Origin of the sequence: Sphingopyxis italica (assembly GCF_011926545.1) — a bacterium.
GTDB lineage: Bacteria > Pseudomonadota > Alphaproteobacteria > Sphingomonadales > Sphingomonadaceae > Sphingopyxis > Sphingopyxis italica.
On sequence record NZ_JAATIT010000002.1, the window covers coordinates 174539 to 189147 of the forward strand.

Annotated in this window: 10 protein-coding genes and 2 tRNA genes; 6 read left to right on the forward strand and 6 right to left on the reverse strand. The window is 64.5% G+C overall.

What is annotated here, in order from left to right:
- Positions 1–53 precede the first annotated feature (53 nt).
- Entirely contained in the window at positions 54–923 is an 870-nt protein-coding gene (locus GGR90_RS08495) for an alpha/beta fold hydrolase (protein ID WP_167921018.1), read from the reverse strand.
- A 372-nt stretch (positions 924–1295) separates the two neighbouring features.
- On the opposite strand from GGR90_RS08495, the gene GGR90_RS08500 reads away from it, so the two are divergent.
- Positions 1296–2087, forward strand: coding sequence for an SDR family oxidoreductase (locus GGR90_RS08500; RefSeq protein ID WP_167921019.1), 792 nt, complete (start codon positions 1296–1298; stop codon positions 2085–2087).
- Positions 2088–2130: 43 nt separating this feature from the next.
- Here the strand turns inward: GGR90_RS08500 and GGR90_RS08505 are convergent.
- Positions 2131–2205: transfer RNA gene (locus GGR90_RS08505), tRNA-Val, on the reverse strand.
- A gap of 192 nt (positions 2206–2397) precedes the next feature.
- Entirely contained in the window at positions 2398–2775 is a 378-nt protein-coding gene (gene cpdR / locus GGR90_RS08510; protein ID WP_136174742.1) for a cell cycle two-component system response regulator CpdR, read from the reverse strand.
- Positions 2776–2917: 142 nt separating this feature from the next.
- On the opposite strand from cpdR, the gene GGR90_RS08515 reads away from it, so the two are divergent.
- A complete protein-coding gene (locus GGR90_RS08515; protein ID WP_167921020.1) occupies positions 2918–3793 on the forward strand; it encodes an N-formylglutamate amidohydrolase in 876 nt (291 codons plus the stop codon).
- 182 nt (positions 3794–3975) lie between these two features.
- Here GGR90_RS08515 and GGR90_RS08520 read toward each other — a convergent pair.
- Both GGR90_RS08520 and GGR90_RS08525 read right to left on the reverse strand, forming a co-directional pair.
- Positions 3976–4052, reverse strand: a tRNA-Pro gene (locus tag GGR90_RS08520).
- A gap of 107 nt (positions 4053–4159) precedes the next feature.
- On the reverse strand, positions 4160–4624 hold the full coding sequence (locus GGR90_RS08525) for a JAB domain-containing protein (RefSeq protein WP_245198542.1): 465 nt from the start codon (positions 4622–4624) through the stop codon (positions 4160–4162).
- A gap of 79 nt (positions 4625–4703) precedes the next feature.
- On the opposite strand from GGR90_RS08525, the gene thyA reads away from it, so the two are divergent.
- The 4 genes from thyA (at position 4704) to GGR90_RS08545 (ending at position 9421) form a co-directional block, all read left to right on the forward strand.
- On the forward strand, positions 4704–5666 hold the full coding sequence (thyA, locus tag GGR90_RS08530) for a thymidylate synthase (protein WP_167921022.1): 963 nt from the start codon (positions 4704–4706) through the stop codon (positions 5664–5666).
- Between the two features lie 92 nt (positions 5667–5758).
- Positions 5759–7069, forward strand: coding sequence for a 3-methyl-2-oxobutanoate dehydrogenase (2-methylpropanoyl-transferring) subunit alpha (locus tag GGR90_RS08535; protein ID WP_167921023.1), 1311 nt, complete (start codon positions 5759–5761; stop codon positions 7067–7069).
- A gap of 32 nt (positions 7070–7101) precedes the next feature.
- On the forward strand, positions 7102–8106 hold the full coding sequence (locus tag GGR90_RS08540; RefSeq protein WP_167921024.1) for an alpha-ketoacid dehydrogenase subunit beta: 1005 nt from the start codon (positions 7102–7104) through the stop codon (positions 8104–8106).
- 4 nt (positions 8107–8110) lie between these two features.
- The gene (locus GGR90_RS08545; RefSeq protein WP_167921025.1) at positions 8111–9421 is read left to right on the forward strand and encodes a dihydrolipoamide acetyltransferase family protein; all 1311 of its coding nucleotides are present in this window, start codon (positions 8111–8113) and stop codon (positions 9419–9421) included.
- 104 nt (positions 9422–9525) lie between these two features.
- Here the strand turns inward: GGR90_RS08545 and GGR90_RS08550 are convergent, their stop codons facing one another.
- Positions 9526–14598 carry a hypothetical protein gene (locus GGR90_RS08550; protein ID WP_245198544.1) on the reverse strand — a complete coding sequence of 1691 codons (5073 nt, stop codon included), beginning with the start codon at positions 14596–14598 and terminating at the stop codon, positions 9526–9528.
- Positions 14599–14609 lie beyond the last annotated feature (11 nt).

A 14609-nucleotide genomic window follows, 5' to 3' on the forward strand; every position in this document is an offset into this window, starting at 1 on the left:
AGGCCATCTCGCCGCCTCTTATCGCGCGCCGCGGCACGCAACCGACGTCCGGCTTAGAGGAATTCGTCTAGCGTGGACATGAACCGGTCGAACTGGTCGTGGTGCAGCCAGTGGCCGGCATTTTCGAATTCGATCACCTTGGCGGTGCTGAAATGGTCGAGCCGTCCATCGCGCTCGGGATTCGAGGCCCAGCTGTTCGCGCCATAAAGCAGCAGGGTCGGGCAGGTGATCGCGCCCCATAGCGCGGCAATATCGTCCTGCGGCATGTCGAAGGCGGGCCAGACGTTGAGGTAGTTGTCGAACTTCCAGCCCCACGTCCCATCCTCGTTACGGCTGATGCCATGGATCGTCAGATGGCGCGCCTGCGCCTCGGTCAAATAGCTGTTTTCGCCCATCATCCGCGTGAGCGCGTCTTCGAGCGTCGCATAGCGGCGCGGGGTGCGCCCTGCGGCCTGACGCTTGTCGTCGATCCATTTGCGGAAGCGCTCGGCATAGCCCGTCTTCGCGCGTTCAGTGATCACCTTGGGCGAGGGGCCGAGTCCTTCGATCGCTACGAGCTTGCGGACATTTTCGGGGTAAAGGCCGGTATAGCGCAGCGCGATATTGCCCCCCATCGAATGCGCGACGATCGACAAGGGGCCAAGGTCGAGCTGGTGGATCAGCTGCGCGAGATCATAGACGAAGCCGTCCATGTCGTAATTGCCGTCGGGCGACCAGGCGCTGTCGCCATGACCACGCAGATCGGGCGCGATGATGTGGTAGCGATCGCGCAGTTTTTCGGCGACCCAGTCCCAGTTGCGGCAATGGTCGCGGCCGCCGTGGATGAGCAGCAACGGCGGGGCGCCGCGGTTGCCCCAATCGACATAATGCAGCTTCAGCCGCTGCGAGATGAAGCTGTTCGAGGTGGGGCCGGCACTTGCCATCGGATCATCCTTGCTGTCTGTCTAAGGTCAGAATCCATATATTCCGCGTTCGAGGCGTCGAAATGGCGAAGATATCGGGTTCGGGTGGATGCAGCGGGTAGCATCGCTACCCGCAAGGCCGACTGGACCCGAGATCGAAGCCATTTCGACGTCCCTTCGGGATTTGATCGATTTTGCCCATGGCGTCGTCGGCAAGTCTTGAAATATTGACATATTCCTGCGCCTTGCCTCCTCGCCCTGAACAAAATCGCTTCAAACCTCGATCGCGTAATATATGGATCCTGACCTTGGGTTTCAAAAGGCGACTGGTTTCGATCCGTCAACCCCGCATCGCGCGGGTCGCCGTCAACAATCGAAGAGAGGATGAGCGCGATGTCGACATTTCGGGATAATCTGCTGGCGGGAAAGACCGCCTTTGTTGCGGGCGGGACGAGCGGCATCAATCTTGGCATCGCGAAGCGTTTCGCCGAGCTTGGCGCGAAGGTCGCGGTCGCCGGTCGCGATCCCGACAAGGCGGCGCGCGCGGCGGAAGAAATCGGCGCGGGCGCGCTCGGCCTGTCGGGCGACGTGCGCGACTATGCGGCCATCCGCGCGGTGATGGAGCGGGTCGCAGGCGACCTTGGTCCGATGGACATCGTCGTTTCGGGCGCGGCGGGCAATTTTCTCGCGCCGGTGCTCGGCATGTCCGCGAACGCCTTCCGCACCGTGATCGACATCGACCTCAACGGCACCTTCAACGTGTTCCGCGGCTGCCACGATCTGCTGGGCCGGCCGGGCGCATCGCTGATCGCGATCACGGCGGGGCAGGCGGTCAATGCCTCGGCGCTGCAGGCGCATGCCTGTGCGGCGAAGGCGGGGATCAACCAGCTGATTCGCGTCCTCGCGCTCGAATGGGGTCCCGAGGTGCGCGTCAACGGCATCTCGCCGGGACCGATCGCCGATACCGAGGGGATGAAGCGCCTCGCGCCCGATGCCGAAACGCGGGCTGCGCATTATGACCGGATCGCGATGAAGCGCTGGGGCAAGATCGAGGAAGTCGCCGAATCGGCGGTGTTCCTCTGCTCGCCGGCCGCGGGTTATATCACCGGCACGATTCTCGACTGCGACGGCGGCAGCCAGATCGGCGACGCATCGCGCGGCGACTTGGCAAAGGGAATGGCTTGAATGCAAAAACGCCGCCAACCCGTTGGGGTGGCGGCGTTTTTAATGGTGGGCGTGGCAAGGATTGAACTTGCGACCCCTGCGATGTCAACACAGTGCTCTACCACTGAGCTACACGCCCATCCCTTGGGGTGACGCGCCCCCTAAAGGCCCCGGCGCGGCTTGGCAAGCATTTCCTTAGGGGCTGCTCCGGTTGCACCGGAACAGTTCGGCACCGGCCCGCTCCCCCACCCGGCCTCCCCAACGATAGTAGCCTATGGGAGGCCGGGTGGGGGAGCGGGCCGGTGCCGACTCCGCGTGAGCGGAAAGGACTTTATTGTTGGTTCGACCGGTCCGCGCGGCCGAACAGATTGTCGACCTCGCGCACCAGATCCTTGAGGTGGAAGGGTTTCGACAGGAGCTTCGCCTGCGGCACATTTTCCTCGGCGCGCAGCGAAACCGCGGCAAAGCCGGTGATGAACATCACCTGCGTCTGCGGTGCGGCCTTTGCCGTGTGCTGGGCGAGTTCGATCCCGTCCATTTCGGGCATGACGATGTCCGACAGGAGCAGGTCGAAGGTTCCCGAATCGATATAGGGGACGGCCGCGGTGCCGCGATCGACGGCGGTGACGTGATAACCGGCGGTCGTCAGCGCCCGCGCCAGATATTCGCGCATCACATCGTCATCTTCGGCCAGCAAAATGCGTATCATGTTAAAGTCTGTTCCCTGGTCCTTCGGCGCCGCCGGTTCCGCACGGCCACGCCCTCAAATCCATATCCGATATAGCGTCAGAGATTTAACAAATTGACGCGCGACGCTGGATTCGTCGCGCTTTTTTTGCCACCCGTAAGCGATGCCGACATACAGCATCCCGCCTGCCGCCATCGCTGTCAACCGTCCCCGGGCGAGCGGGCCGGTCGTGGTTTCGGTGCCGCACGCGGGGCGCATCTATCCGCCCGAGATACTCGCCGCGGCGCGAGTCGAGCGGTCGCAGCTCGAACGGCTCGAGGATGGATGGTGCGATCTTCTCGCTGCCGAGGCGCCCGTCGCGGGGGCCACCGTCGTGCAGGCCCTGTGGGCACGCGCGGTCGCCGACCTCAATCGCGGCGAGGGGCAGATGGCGCCCGGCGAGGTCGCAATGCCGCTGCGCGCGCAGTTTTCCGCGCCGGGCCGAAAGGAACGCGCAGGGCTCGGCGTCGTGCCGACACGCCTTTTCGATTGCGGCCCGCTGTGGACGCGGCCAATCGACAGCGCGGCGCTTCACTGGCGGCTCGAATCGTTCCACCGGCCCTATCACGCCGCACTCGCCGAGGCTTTGGCGGACGTGCGGGGTCGCTTTGGTCGTGCGATCCTGATCGATCTCCATTCGATGCCTTCGATTCCGGTCGGGCAGCCGGGTCACGGCGCGCGAATCGTCGTCGGCGATCGTTTTGGCGACAGCGCGGGTGAAGGAGTGATCGATCGGGTGATGGCATCCGCGGGGCGCCTGGGTGAAGTCGTGACGCGCAACCAGCCTTATTCGGGCGGTCATATCATCCGCACGCACGGCCGGCCGAGCGATGCGATTCACGCGGTGCAAATCGAAATCGACCGCAGCCTCTATCTGACGGCCGAACGTCTGCCCGACAGGGTGCGGGTCGCTCGGCTCGCCCGCTGGTTCGCGGACCTCGTCGGCGATCTTGGAGAGACACGACCCGACGCCGAAATATTTCCGCAAGCTGCCGAATAAAAAACCACCTCGTACCGAAGTACGAGGTGGCCAGGGTCCAGGGAGGACGCGTCCGCGCCAAAGCTGACGGGACACTCGCCGCGATGGAAAGGGGGAAAACCATAGCGGCGTAGTTTGAATTTAGGGGTTTGTGCGCCAACTTACAAGAAGAGACAGTGCAGAATCTGCAATATGCAGGAAATTGGTCGGGGAGAGAGGATTCGAACCTCCGGCCCCTGCCTCCCGAAGACAGTGCTCTACCAGGCTGAGCTACTCCCCGACCGATCTGCGCGCCGACCGAGGTCGCCGCGAAGGCAGGGCGGTCCTCTAGACGCGCAATCTGCGAACTTCAAGCGTCAATCGGCACATTGAAGAGGATTGCCGGAACTAGAGCATTTCGGCAGTTCGAAAGCTGAAATGTCCATCCGCAACGAAAATCAGATGATCGACCAGATTGATGCCCAGGGTCCGCAGAAAGAGCGCGGCATTGTGAGTCGCGCTCATGTCGGCCTCGCTAGGCGCGGCGATGCCCGAGGGGTGGTTATGCGCCATCACCACCGTCCTGACCCCGCCGCCGAGCAAGGCCCGCCAGCTTCGCGGCGGGATAAGGCAGCGGCCCGTCGCATCGCCATCGACACATTCGAGGCGGACGAGGCGGTCGAACGCGTCGAATCCGACGAGAAGCAGCGTTTCGCGATGATCGTCGAACAGCGGGCGCAGCAAATGGCGCGCCACGTCATCCTCGGATCGGGACGGCACGAATCCGGCTGGTGCGGAGGGTTCCGGTTTTTTGCCGACGGGCTCGAACAGGGTCATCGCCGGACCCATGCCCTTCGGACGCGCGATTCCCAACGCCCGACTGCCCCGCATCGGAGGCTTTATAGGCGCAATCCCGCTGGTCCCTTGTCCGCGCGCGGTGCGGGGCCTAGCAATGAGAGGGCAAAGCCGGGAGCATGTCTTGTCTGATTCCATCCATTATGAACTGCAATATCTCGACCTGATGCGCCGCATCTGGGTCGAGGGCGACGAGCGCGTCGACCGCACCGGTGTTGGCACGCGGTCGCTGTTTGGCGAGACGATGCGATTTTCGCTCGCGGACGACGCGATCCCGTTGCTGACCACCAAGCGCGTCTATTGGAAAACCGCGCTGCGCGAGCTGCTGTGGTTCCTGACCGGCGACACCAATATCCGGTCGCTGGTCGCGCAGGGCGTGAAAATCTGGACCGACTGGCCGCTCGACACATATCGCCGCGAGACCGGCGAGGCGATCAGCGCCGAGGATTTCGAGGCGCGAATCATCGCGGATGAGGATTTCGCAGCGAAGTGGGGCGACCTCGGACCGGTCTATGGCTACCAGTGGGTGAACTGGCCGCGCTACGAGCCGGCGGGTGACGGGCTCTTCCGGCGCGCAAGCCAAGGGCACAACCAGATTGCGGCGCTGATCGATTCGCTGAAGAATAACCCCGGCTCGCGGCGGCACATCTTCACCGGCTGGAACGTCGCCGATCTGGATCGCATGGCACTGCCGCCGTGCCACATGACCTATCAATTCCATGTCCGCAGCGATGGCGGCCTGTCGTGCCTGCTTCTTCAGCGTTCGTGCGACCTCGGCCTCGGTTTTGCCTTCAACGTGTTCGAGGCCGCGCTACTGACGCGCCTGATTGCACAACAATGCGACCTTCGTGCACACGAACTGGTGTGGACGGGCGGCGACGTTCATCTCTACCTCAACCACGCGGAACTGGTCGAGCAGCAGTTGTCGCGCGTGCCCAGCGGCAGCCCCAAGCTGCGCATCCTGCGGCGGCCCGGCAGCATTTTCGACTATAAATTCGAGGACTTCACGGTCGAGGATTATGCCCCGCAAGCGCATATTTCCGCGCCTGTCGCGGTCTGACGGTCGCCGTTGCATTCGTATGGCGGCCGTAATAATATGTCGCCACGGTGAAATATAACTAGGCGCTGATTCGCGCTTCGAAGGACGAGGATATGCCCGAGACGCACCCCAAAAAAGATGTGGGGCGCCCGGCGAGCAATCTGCCGCCGCTGTCGCTTCACATCCCCGAACCGCGCTATCGTCCCGGCGACACGCCGGACTTCGGCGATATCGACATTCCCGCGGTCGAAGCGACCCCGCGCCCCGGCGAAGCGACCAAGCCCGATGCGATGCGCGAGTTGAGCTATGGCCTCGTCCGCGTGCTCGATTTCGACGGGCAGGCGAAGGGACAATGGGATCCGAAGCTGACTCCCGAGCGGCTGCGCATCATGCTCCGCTATATGATGCTGGTCCGTGCGTTCGACGACCGCATGTTCCGCGCCCAGCGTCAGGGCAAGACCAGCTTTTATATGAAGTGCACCGGCGAAGAGGCGACATCGGTCGCCTCGACGATGGCGCTCGATCGCGGCGACATGTGTTTCCCCAGCTATCGCCAGCAGGGTATCCTGATCGCGCGCGACTATCCGCTGATCCAGATGATGAACCAGATTTATTCGAACCGCGGCGACCATCTGCTCGGCCGCCAGTTGCCGATCATGTATTCGGCGCCCGAACATGGTTTCTTCAGCGTGTCGGGCAACCTCGCGACGCAATATCCGCAGGCGGTGGGCTGGGCGATGGCCTCGGCATCGAAGGGCGACAGCCGGATCGCGACCGTATGGTGCGGCGAGGGTTCGTCGGCCGAGGGCGACTTCCACTCGGCACTGACCTTCGCGACGGTCTACAACGCGCCGGTGATCTTCAACGTCGTCAACAACCAGTGGGCGATCTCCAGTTTCTCGGGCTTCGCGGGCAGCGAACGCACGACCTTTGCGGCGCGCGCGGTGGGCTATGGTATCGCCGGGCTGCGCATCGACGGCAACGATCCGCTCGCGGTCTACGCCGCTACGCAATGGGCGGCGGATCGCGCGCGGACGAACAACGGCCCAACGCTGATCGAGCATTTCACCTATCGCAGCGAAGGCCACAGCACGTCGGACGACCCGAGCGCCTATCGCGCCGCCGACGAAGCGACCGCCTGGCCGCTCGGCGATCCTATCGCGCGGCTCCGCCAGCATCTCGAAACGCTTGGCGAATGGGATACCGAGCGGCACGAAGCGCAGGCGAAAGAACTCGACGAGCTGGTCAAGACGACCCAGAAGCAATCGGAAAAGCTCGGCATTTTGGGCCACGGCATGCACCAGCCGTTCGAGACAATGTTCGAGGATGTATTCGAAGAGATGCCGTGGCACCTCCAGGAACAATGCGCTCAGATGCTCGCCGAGCAAGAGGCCAAGTTCGGCCCCAACTGGAAGCCCGAATGATGCCAGAATCCTCCAGTTCTGCGACCAAGACCATGAACATGATCGAGGCGATCAACAGCGCCATGGACGTCATGCTCGAACGCGACCCGAACATGGTCGTGATGGGCGAGGATGTCGGCTTTTTCGGCGGCGTCTTCCGCGCCACCGCGGGCCTACAGAAAAAGCATGGCAAGACGCGCGTGTTCGACACGCCGATCAACGAATGCGGAATCATCGGGGTCGCGGTCGGCATGGGCGCCTATGGCCTACGTCCGGTCCCCGAGATCCAGTTCGCCGATTATATCTACCCCGGGCTCGACCAGCTGGTCAGCGAAGCGGCGCGCCTGCGCTATCGTTCGGCGAACGACTATATCTGCCCGATGACGGTGCGTACTCCTTTTGGGGGAGGCATCTTCGGCGGCCAGACGCACAGCCAGTCGCCCGAAAGCATTATGACGCACATCTGCGGCGTGAAGACGGTGATCCCGTCGAACCCCTATGATGCGAAAGGCCTGCTGATCGCGGCGATCGAAGATAATGACCCCGTCGTCTTCCTCGAGCCCAAGCGCATCTACAACGGCCCGTTCAGCGGCTATTATGACCGACCGGTCGAGCCCTGGTCGAAGCATGATGCGAGCGCGGTGCCCGAGGGCTATTACCGTATCGATCTCGGTAAGGCGGCGACGGTGCGTTCGGGCGAGGCGCTCACCATCCTCGCCTATGGCACGATGGTCCATGTGACCAAGACGATCGTCGAGGAAATGGGCATCGACGCCGAAATTCTCGACCTGCGCACGCTGTTGCCGCTCGACATCGACGCGATCGAGACGTCGGTGAAGAAAACCGGCCGCTGCCTGATCATCCACGAAGCGACGCGGACCTCGGGCTTCGGTGCCGAGCTTGCGGCGCTGGTGCAGGAACGCTGCTTCTATCATCTCGAGGCGCCGGTCGAACGCGTTACCGGCTTCGACACGCCTTATCCGCATAGCCTCGAATGGGCCTATTTCCCCGGCCCGGTGCGCATCGCGACCGCGCTGACCAAGATTTTGAAGGACTGACGCCATGGCCCGTTATTCATTCCGCCTGCCCGACATCGGCGAAGGCATTGCCGAGGCCGAAATCGTTGCCTGGCATGTCAAGATCGGTGAGCGCGTCGAGGAAGACGCGCAGCTTGCCGATATGATGACCGACAAGGCGACCGTTGAAATGGAATCGCCGGTATCGGGAATCGTCGTCGAACTGGCGGGCGAGGTCGGCGACCTGATCCCGATCGGGTCGACGCTCGCGGTGATCGAGACCGATGGCGACGGTGACGGCGATGTCGAAGCGCCGCCTGCCGATACGCCGGCCGAACAGGAAATCGTGGCGGAAACGCCGGGTGCAGAGGAAGCTTCGGCGGCAGAAGTGGCCGAAAAGCCCTCTCCCCTTCAGGGGAGAGGGTTGGGAGATGGGGCCAAAGCGGCTCCTGCTCCTGCCGCTGTTCCCCTCTCCCCTGAAGGGGAGAGGGAGAGGAAGGCCGTGCTCGCATCGCCGGCCGTCCGCGCCCGCGCGAAGGACCTTGGTGTCGATCTCGGCCAGGTGCAGGCCGAGGGCGACCGCATCCGCCACGCCGATCTCGACGCCTTCCTGCGCTACAGCGGCGGGCAGGGCTATCACGCCCCAGGCGCCAGCCGCGCCCGCGCCGACCAGCCGATCAAGGTCATCGGCATGCGTCGCAAGATCGCCGAAAATATGGCGGCATCGAAGCGCGCGATTCCGCACTTTACCTATGTCGAGGAAATGGACGTCACCGCGCTCGAAGAGATGCGCGCCGATTTGAACGCCAATCGCGGCGGCCGCCCGAAACTGACGATGCTGCCCTTCCTGATCGTGGCGATCTGCCGCACGATCCCGCAATTCCCGATGATCAACGCCCGCTACGACGACGAAGGCGGCGTGGTGACGCGCTATGGCGCAGTGCATCTCGGTATGGCGACGCAGACTGACGCGGGGCTGATGGTCCCCGTAATCCGCGACGCGCAGGACAAGAATGTGTGGCAATTGGCGAGCGAGATCACGCGTCTCGCCGAAGCCGCGCGCACCGGCAAGGCGAAGGTCGAAGAACTGACCGGCGGCACGCTGACCGTCACCTCGCTCGGCCCGCTCGGCGGCATCGCCACGACCCCGGTGATCAACCGTCCCGAGGTCGCGATCATCGGTCCGAACAAGATCGTAGAGCGTCCGGTCTTCGACGGCGACGAGATTCGCCGCGCGAAACTGATGAACCTGTCGATCAGCTGCGACCACCGCGTCGTCGATGGCTGGGATGCCGCGAGCTATGTCCAGGCGCTGAAGAAGCTGGTCGAGACGCCGGTTTTGCTGTTCGCGGACTGAGTTAACCTCATCCGTTCGTGTCGAGCGAAGTCGAGACACCCAGAAGGCGCGCGCTGACGATGGGCATCTCGACTTCGCTCGATGCGAACGGGGTTGTGTTTCCTTTACAGCCCTAATCCCGCGAAACTCGTCTGGTCGAACTTCAGCTTGAAGGTCACATAGGCGCCTGAGCGTGAGAAGCGCGCGTCCTCGAAATCGCGATCGTGGAAGCCCGCGAAATTATAGCCGAAGGTGATGTTCGCGTTCGTCATCGGCGCCAGCGTCACCGTCGGCCCGCCCGCCCAGCTCACGGTATCGGCGTCGGTCCCGACGCGCATAGTACCCGAGGCGCCGACGTCGACATGCTCGCCAAGATTGAAGCGGAAGTCGGCGCCGATCAGGTTCGACCAGCCCTTCACATCGTCTGCTCCGAAGCGGTCGAAATTATAGCGCGTGCCCCAGAAGAAGCCGATTTCGGCGCGCTCGTACCAGCCTTCGCCGAACCCGCGATCGCCGAGCGGAGTCCAGTTCACCGACAGGCTGTTGAGTAGGCGTCGGCTTGTCGCGTCGCCGTCGATCATGAGCGTGCCGCCGACCGGGCCGGGCTCGCCCGCGACGGCGTCGCGTACCTTGTCCGAGCGGAATTCGCTCTTGTTGAGCCATGAAACCCGCGAATCGGCCGGACGGTGCGCCCAGCTCATCTCGAAATTGATGACCTCGGTCGTCGGCGTGGTGCCGCTGCCGCCCGCCTTGGCATAGGTGAAGAGCGCGCCGAGCGCGCGGCCTTCGCCGAGCTGGCGCAGGCCGCCGAGGGTGAGCCCGTAACGGTTGGCGAGCTCGCCATCGCGATATTCGGCTCGGCCGGTCAGCGTCCAGCGGTCGGCGCGATAGGTCGCGCCGGTGCTGATCGCGAGGAAGTCCTCGGTCAGCGTGCCGCCCGCACCAAGGAAACCGCCCGAGGCGACCGGATGCCCGGGGTTGAGCACATCGCCGGCGCGAATGCCGCCGATCGTGCGATTTCCGTCGACCGACACATCGACCGACCAGCGCTCGCCGAGCTTCAGCGACTGCGACAGGCCGTAGGCGGCGAAACTGCGCGGGCCATATTCGCCGATCTCTTGTTGGTTCGCGGTGGCGAGAAGGCGCGCGCCCGGCCAAGGCGTCAGATCGAAGCCGAGCCGGGCGGTGCGCACCTTGATCGTATCGCCGTCGGCGATCTCGTAGCTGCCGACGAGATTGACGTCGCGCGTCACCGCAAAACGCGCGCCGAGGCGATGGCGTGCCGGGAAGTCGACGCTCGCATCTTTCCCGCCCAATGCGAATTCGGTCTGCGCGTCGAGTTCGAGGCGCTTTTTGAACAGCCGCCGCGTCGCGCCCAGCTGGACGATGTTCGACCGGTTGCGCGTGCCATCGGTCAAGCGATCGTCGGCGTGGGTCAACCCGGCACGCATGACGCTGCTGCCATTATCATATTCGGCGAGCGCGCGCGCGGCACGGCGTCGCGCGCTGGTTTCGAGATAATCTTCCTGCCACGCGCTGCCGGTCACCGACAGGTTGCGGCTCACTTTCAGGCGCGCGTCGAAACCGAATTTGCGTGTGCCATTCTCGCTGCTGTTGAGCTGGCCGGTGCCGAAACCCGCTTCACGCTCACGGACGTAAGCGAGGAAGTCGGCGTTGCTGCTGTGATGCTCGGCCTCGATCAGCCATGCTTTCGCGGTGCCGCTGGCAGTCGTGCCGCCGTTGACCGCCTTGGCGTCGCTGACCGCGAGTTCGGCACGCACCTCGGTTTCGATATTGGGGCGATAGCGCGCATCGATGCCGCCGAGGTTCGTTTTCCGATTGCCATCCTCGTCGTGGACGAACGTCGCACCGACACGCAATTTTTCGTCGTTCGACTGGTAGCTCACGTGGCCGCCGGCGTTGAGCACGCGCTGGCCGACACCGTCGACCTCATATTCGGCGACGATGAATTGCGGATCGAGCGCAGAAGAACGGCTGAGCACCGGTTCGCGGAAGCGGATCGTGCCCGCCAGATAGTCGATGTCGTAATCGACATGGCGCGACAGGCTGACGCTCTCGACGATGCGTTCGCTGTGCAGCCGGTCGCGCGTTTCAATGATGATCCGCTCGCTGTTCGGCAAGATGTCCTTGGCGCCGAGCTGGTACGGGCCAGTCAGGCCATTGCCCTGAATCTCGTCACGGCGGAAGCGATAGGGGGTGTCGGCGACAAAGGCGGTCGCGGCGAGGTTGCGCCCGCGATACTCGGCCTTACCGCCGTTGAGTGCGCGCTGGTAGCGGGCGAGTTCGGGTTCCGAGATGCCGGTCTCGATATCGCCGAACATCGCATAGAATTGCGGGCGTTCGAGGCGCAGGTAGAGCTTGCGGACCGAGGCGGCGTCGTAGCGCGTCTCGTTGCGGTCGGCGTAGATGGTGTAATAGGCACGCGGATCGATCACGCCGCCGAACCGGGCGTCGTCCTTGTCCTTGTCGCTGTCATAGGCGAGCGTCATCAGCCATTTTCCGCGCACGCGGCCCTTGGCATAGAGCGCGAGGCGCGCATCGGCGTTGAGATCGTCGAGCGTTTCGGCCACCGGCTCCATCCGGTCGCCCAGCATATTATAGCCAAGCGTGCCGGCGGCAAAGCCGACGACGGTCCACGGGCGATCGCCCGGATCGAGCCAGGTTTCGATCGTTTGCTTGCGCACCACCTTGTCGTCGCGGAAGGTGAATTCCATCGCGAGCGTGCCCGACGCCGTGGTCGGTTCGAGTTCGATAGTGGCGATGCCGTCGTCGCCATCGATCTTCCACACCGGCTGCGCGCGCTCGAGGCCCGCAAGTTGGCGCGCCTGCTGCGCATCGGCTTCGACCGCGGGATAATAAGGGGCAGGGACGCTGAAATCGCCCGTCAGCCCGGCGCGGATCGGCTTGCCGTCGCGGTCGGTCAGGCGCACCGCGATCACCGGGCGCGTGACGCCATCGGCGACCAGAATCGACTTTTCGCGGATCAGCGACGCGCGCATCGGGGTGATCGAATAATGGACGTCCCGCTCTAGCGTTTTGATCGTGGCGCCATTCGCATCCTTCACCTCGGCGACGAGGCGGTTTTCGCCTTCGCGAATTTCGAGCCCGCGCCACAGGCTGACCGCGACGCCGCCGTCGGGCGACTTGCTCACGCCTTCGAAGGTCAGTGCGTCGGCGGGCTTGCCGTTGACACGAAGCGAGACAGTCTGGCCGGGGGCGTGCTTCACGGCCGCCCGGATCGCCTTGGCACGCGGGTTATGGTCGATGTCGGGGAAGAGCCAGCCGATGCCCGGTTCCTGTCCCGCGAGCCAGTCGCGGCCGGTGCCGGCGGCTTCGGGATCGGACAGCACCTTCCGCGCTTCGACCGCGACGAGGTTCGGCGCCGCGCGCGGTGCGCTTGCGACGGCGCGGAAATCGGCGCGCTTCAGCGCACCACCGCGGCCTTCGACGAAGCGCGAGATCGCGCTGCCCGCGCTCTGCGTCGAACGCGCGCAGTCGATCGCTTCGCGGTCGAGTGGCAGCGTCGAAGGATCGATCTGCACGACATGCAGGCCCGGCCGCACGCCCTCGAAATGATAGCGGCCATCCTCGTCGGTGACGGTGTAGCTGCCGTCCTGCAGCATCACGCGGATGCCCATGATACCGTCCGCCTTGCCCGGATCGACGCTGCAACCGCCATCGACGATGCGGCCGATGATGGTCATGCGATCACCGAGCTGGTCGCGTTTGATCGCAATCGTCGCTTCGGCGATGTTGCTCGTCGACCCGCGGTTATCGGTCGCGCTCGCACGGTTGAGCGCATTGCCCGGCTGCGCCGACACGATCACTTCGGCCAGATAGGTGAGGAGAACCGAGCGCGCCGCCGCGATGCCGGGCAGGGTGACCGCGAATTCCCGGCCGTTGGATTGGACGGCGGCGTCGACGCGCACGCCATCGACACGCACCGTATCGGCGCGAAGGCGCATACCGGCGGGCAGCAGATCGCGCACGGTCACTGCGCCGGTGCCCCGGCGTGTGTCACGGTTTGCGACCTCGATACGATACTGGATCACGTCGCCAGGCACCGCGACCTGCGTCGAGGTCGTCTTGCGCAGGACCAGCGGCAGCCCGGGCTGGTCGACCGGAATGTCGACGCGCACGGGAGCGGGGCTGTTCAGCGTGAAGGGGCTGCCATAGCTCGCGCCGGTGATCTCGAACGGCTGGCCGTCGTCGGGGCGACGGAGGCCCGCGAGGTCGGCCGCGCTCGATTTCGACGGCGCGGTATAGGGCGCGGGCGGCACGACGATCAGTCGATAGGTTCCCGGCGCGAGGAAGGGAAAGCGATAATCGCCCGGCGGGAAGTTGTACGTCGTTCCGCCCGCATCGGTGACGCTCTGGCCGGTGACGACGCTCGACGGATAGGCCGAGACACCATCGTCGCCGAACACCTGCGCGGGTTGGCCGGTCGCGGCGTCGACGATCGTGACGCGGCTGCCGGGCACGGGGGCGCCGTCGCCACTATCGAACACGATGCCGAACGGATCGACAAGGAAGTTGATCGTCGCGAGCGCGACGAGGCTGGCGTTTGCCTGGTCGGTGACGCGTAGCGTCAGCGGGGCCCCCGGATTGACCGACAGGCGGCAATCGCCCTGCGTCACGGCAGGCGGAACGCCGATCGTATTGATGATGCCGACGAATTCGCCGCTGTCGTTGGCGGTCTCGGTCAGTATAATCTGCTCGCGGTCGCCGTTTTCGAGTTCGAGGGCGACGGTCAGCGTGTCACGCTGCTGCGGATCGGCGTTGGCCGATGCGAGCGTGACCCCGACGACGAGAGCTTCGCCGGCGCGGAAATTGTCGGTGCTTTGCAGCGAGGCCGGAGCGGTCGAGATGCCTTCATACACGCCGCCGAGCGGGATCGTGCTGCTAGCGCTGCGCGTCGCCGCGCGGGTGCAGCCCGTCGGTGCCAGCGCGACCGATTTGTCGCCGCCGCCGTTTATCAGGCGATAGGTTGCGATCACCGGCGCCGCCGCCGGACGCGGCGTGACGGTCACATCGACGCGGTTCGACAGCGCCTGACCGGGTTGCCCGTCGTGCGTCCACTGCGCCGAAGCGGTGTTCGTGATAACCTGCGCGCGCGCCGTCGGTATCGCGGGCATTGCTGCCGCGACCAGAGCGGTCACGAGGCCGGAAAAGGTCATGCGGAATGCCA

What these genes read in the sequence shown, in the direction of transcription:
- GGR90_RS08495 (WP_167921018.1), bottom strand. Translation starts at nt 923, where the DNA reads ATGGCAAGTGCCGGCCCCACCTCGAACAGCTTCATCTCGCAGCGGCTG.
- GGR90_RS08500 (WP_167921019.1), top strand. Translation starts at nt 1,296, where the DNA reads ATGTCGACATTTCGGGATAATCTGCTGGCGGGAAAGACCGCCTTTGTT.
- cpdR (WP_136174742.1), bottom strand. Translation starts at nt 2,775, where the DNA reads ATGATACGCATTTTGCTGGCCGAAGATGACGATGTGATGCGCGAATAT.
- GGR90_RS08515 (WP_167921020.1), top strand. Translation starts at nt 2,918, where the DNA reads ATGCCGACATACAGCATCCCGCCTGCCGCCATCGCTGTCAACCGTCCC.
- thyA (WP_167921022.1), top strand. Translation starts at nt 4,704, where the DNA reads ATGAGAGGGCAAAGCCGGGAGCATGTCTTGTCTGATTCCATCCATTAT.
- GGR90_RS08535 (WP_167921023.1), top strand. Translation starts at nt 5,759, where the DNA reads ATGCCCGAGACGCACCCCAAAAAAGATGTGGGGCGCCCGGCGAGCAAT.
- GGR90_RS08540 (WP_167921024.1), top strand. Translation starts at nt 7,102, where the DNA reads ATGAACATGATCGAGGCGATCAACAGCGCCATGGACGTCATGCTCGAA.
- GGR90_RS08545 (WP_167921025.1), top strand. Translation starts at nt 8,111, where the DNA reads ATGGCCCGTTATTCATTCCGCCTGCCCGACATCGGCGAAGGCATTGCC.
- GGR90_RS08550 (WP_245198544.1), bottom strand. Translation starts at nt 14,598, where the DNA reads ATGACCTTTTCCGGCCTCGTGACCGCTCTGGTCGCGGCAGCAATGCCC.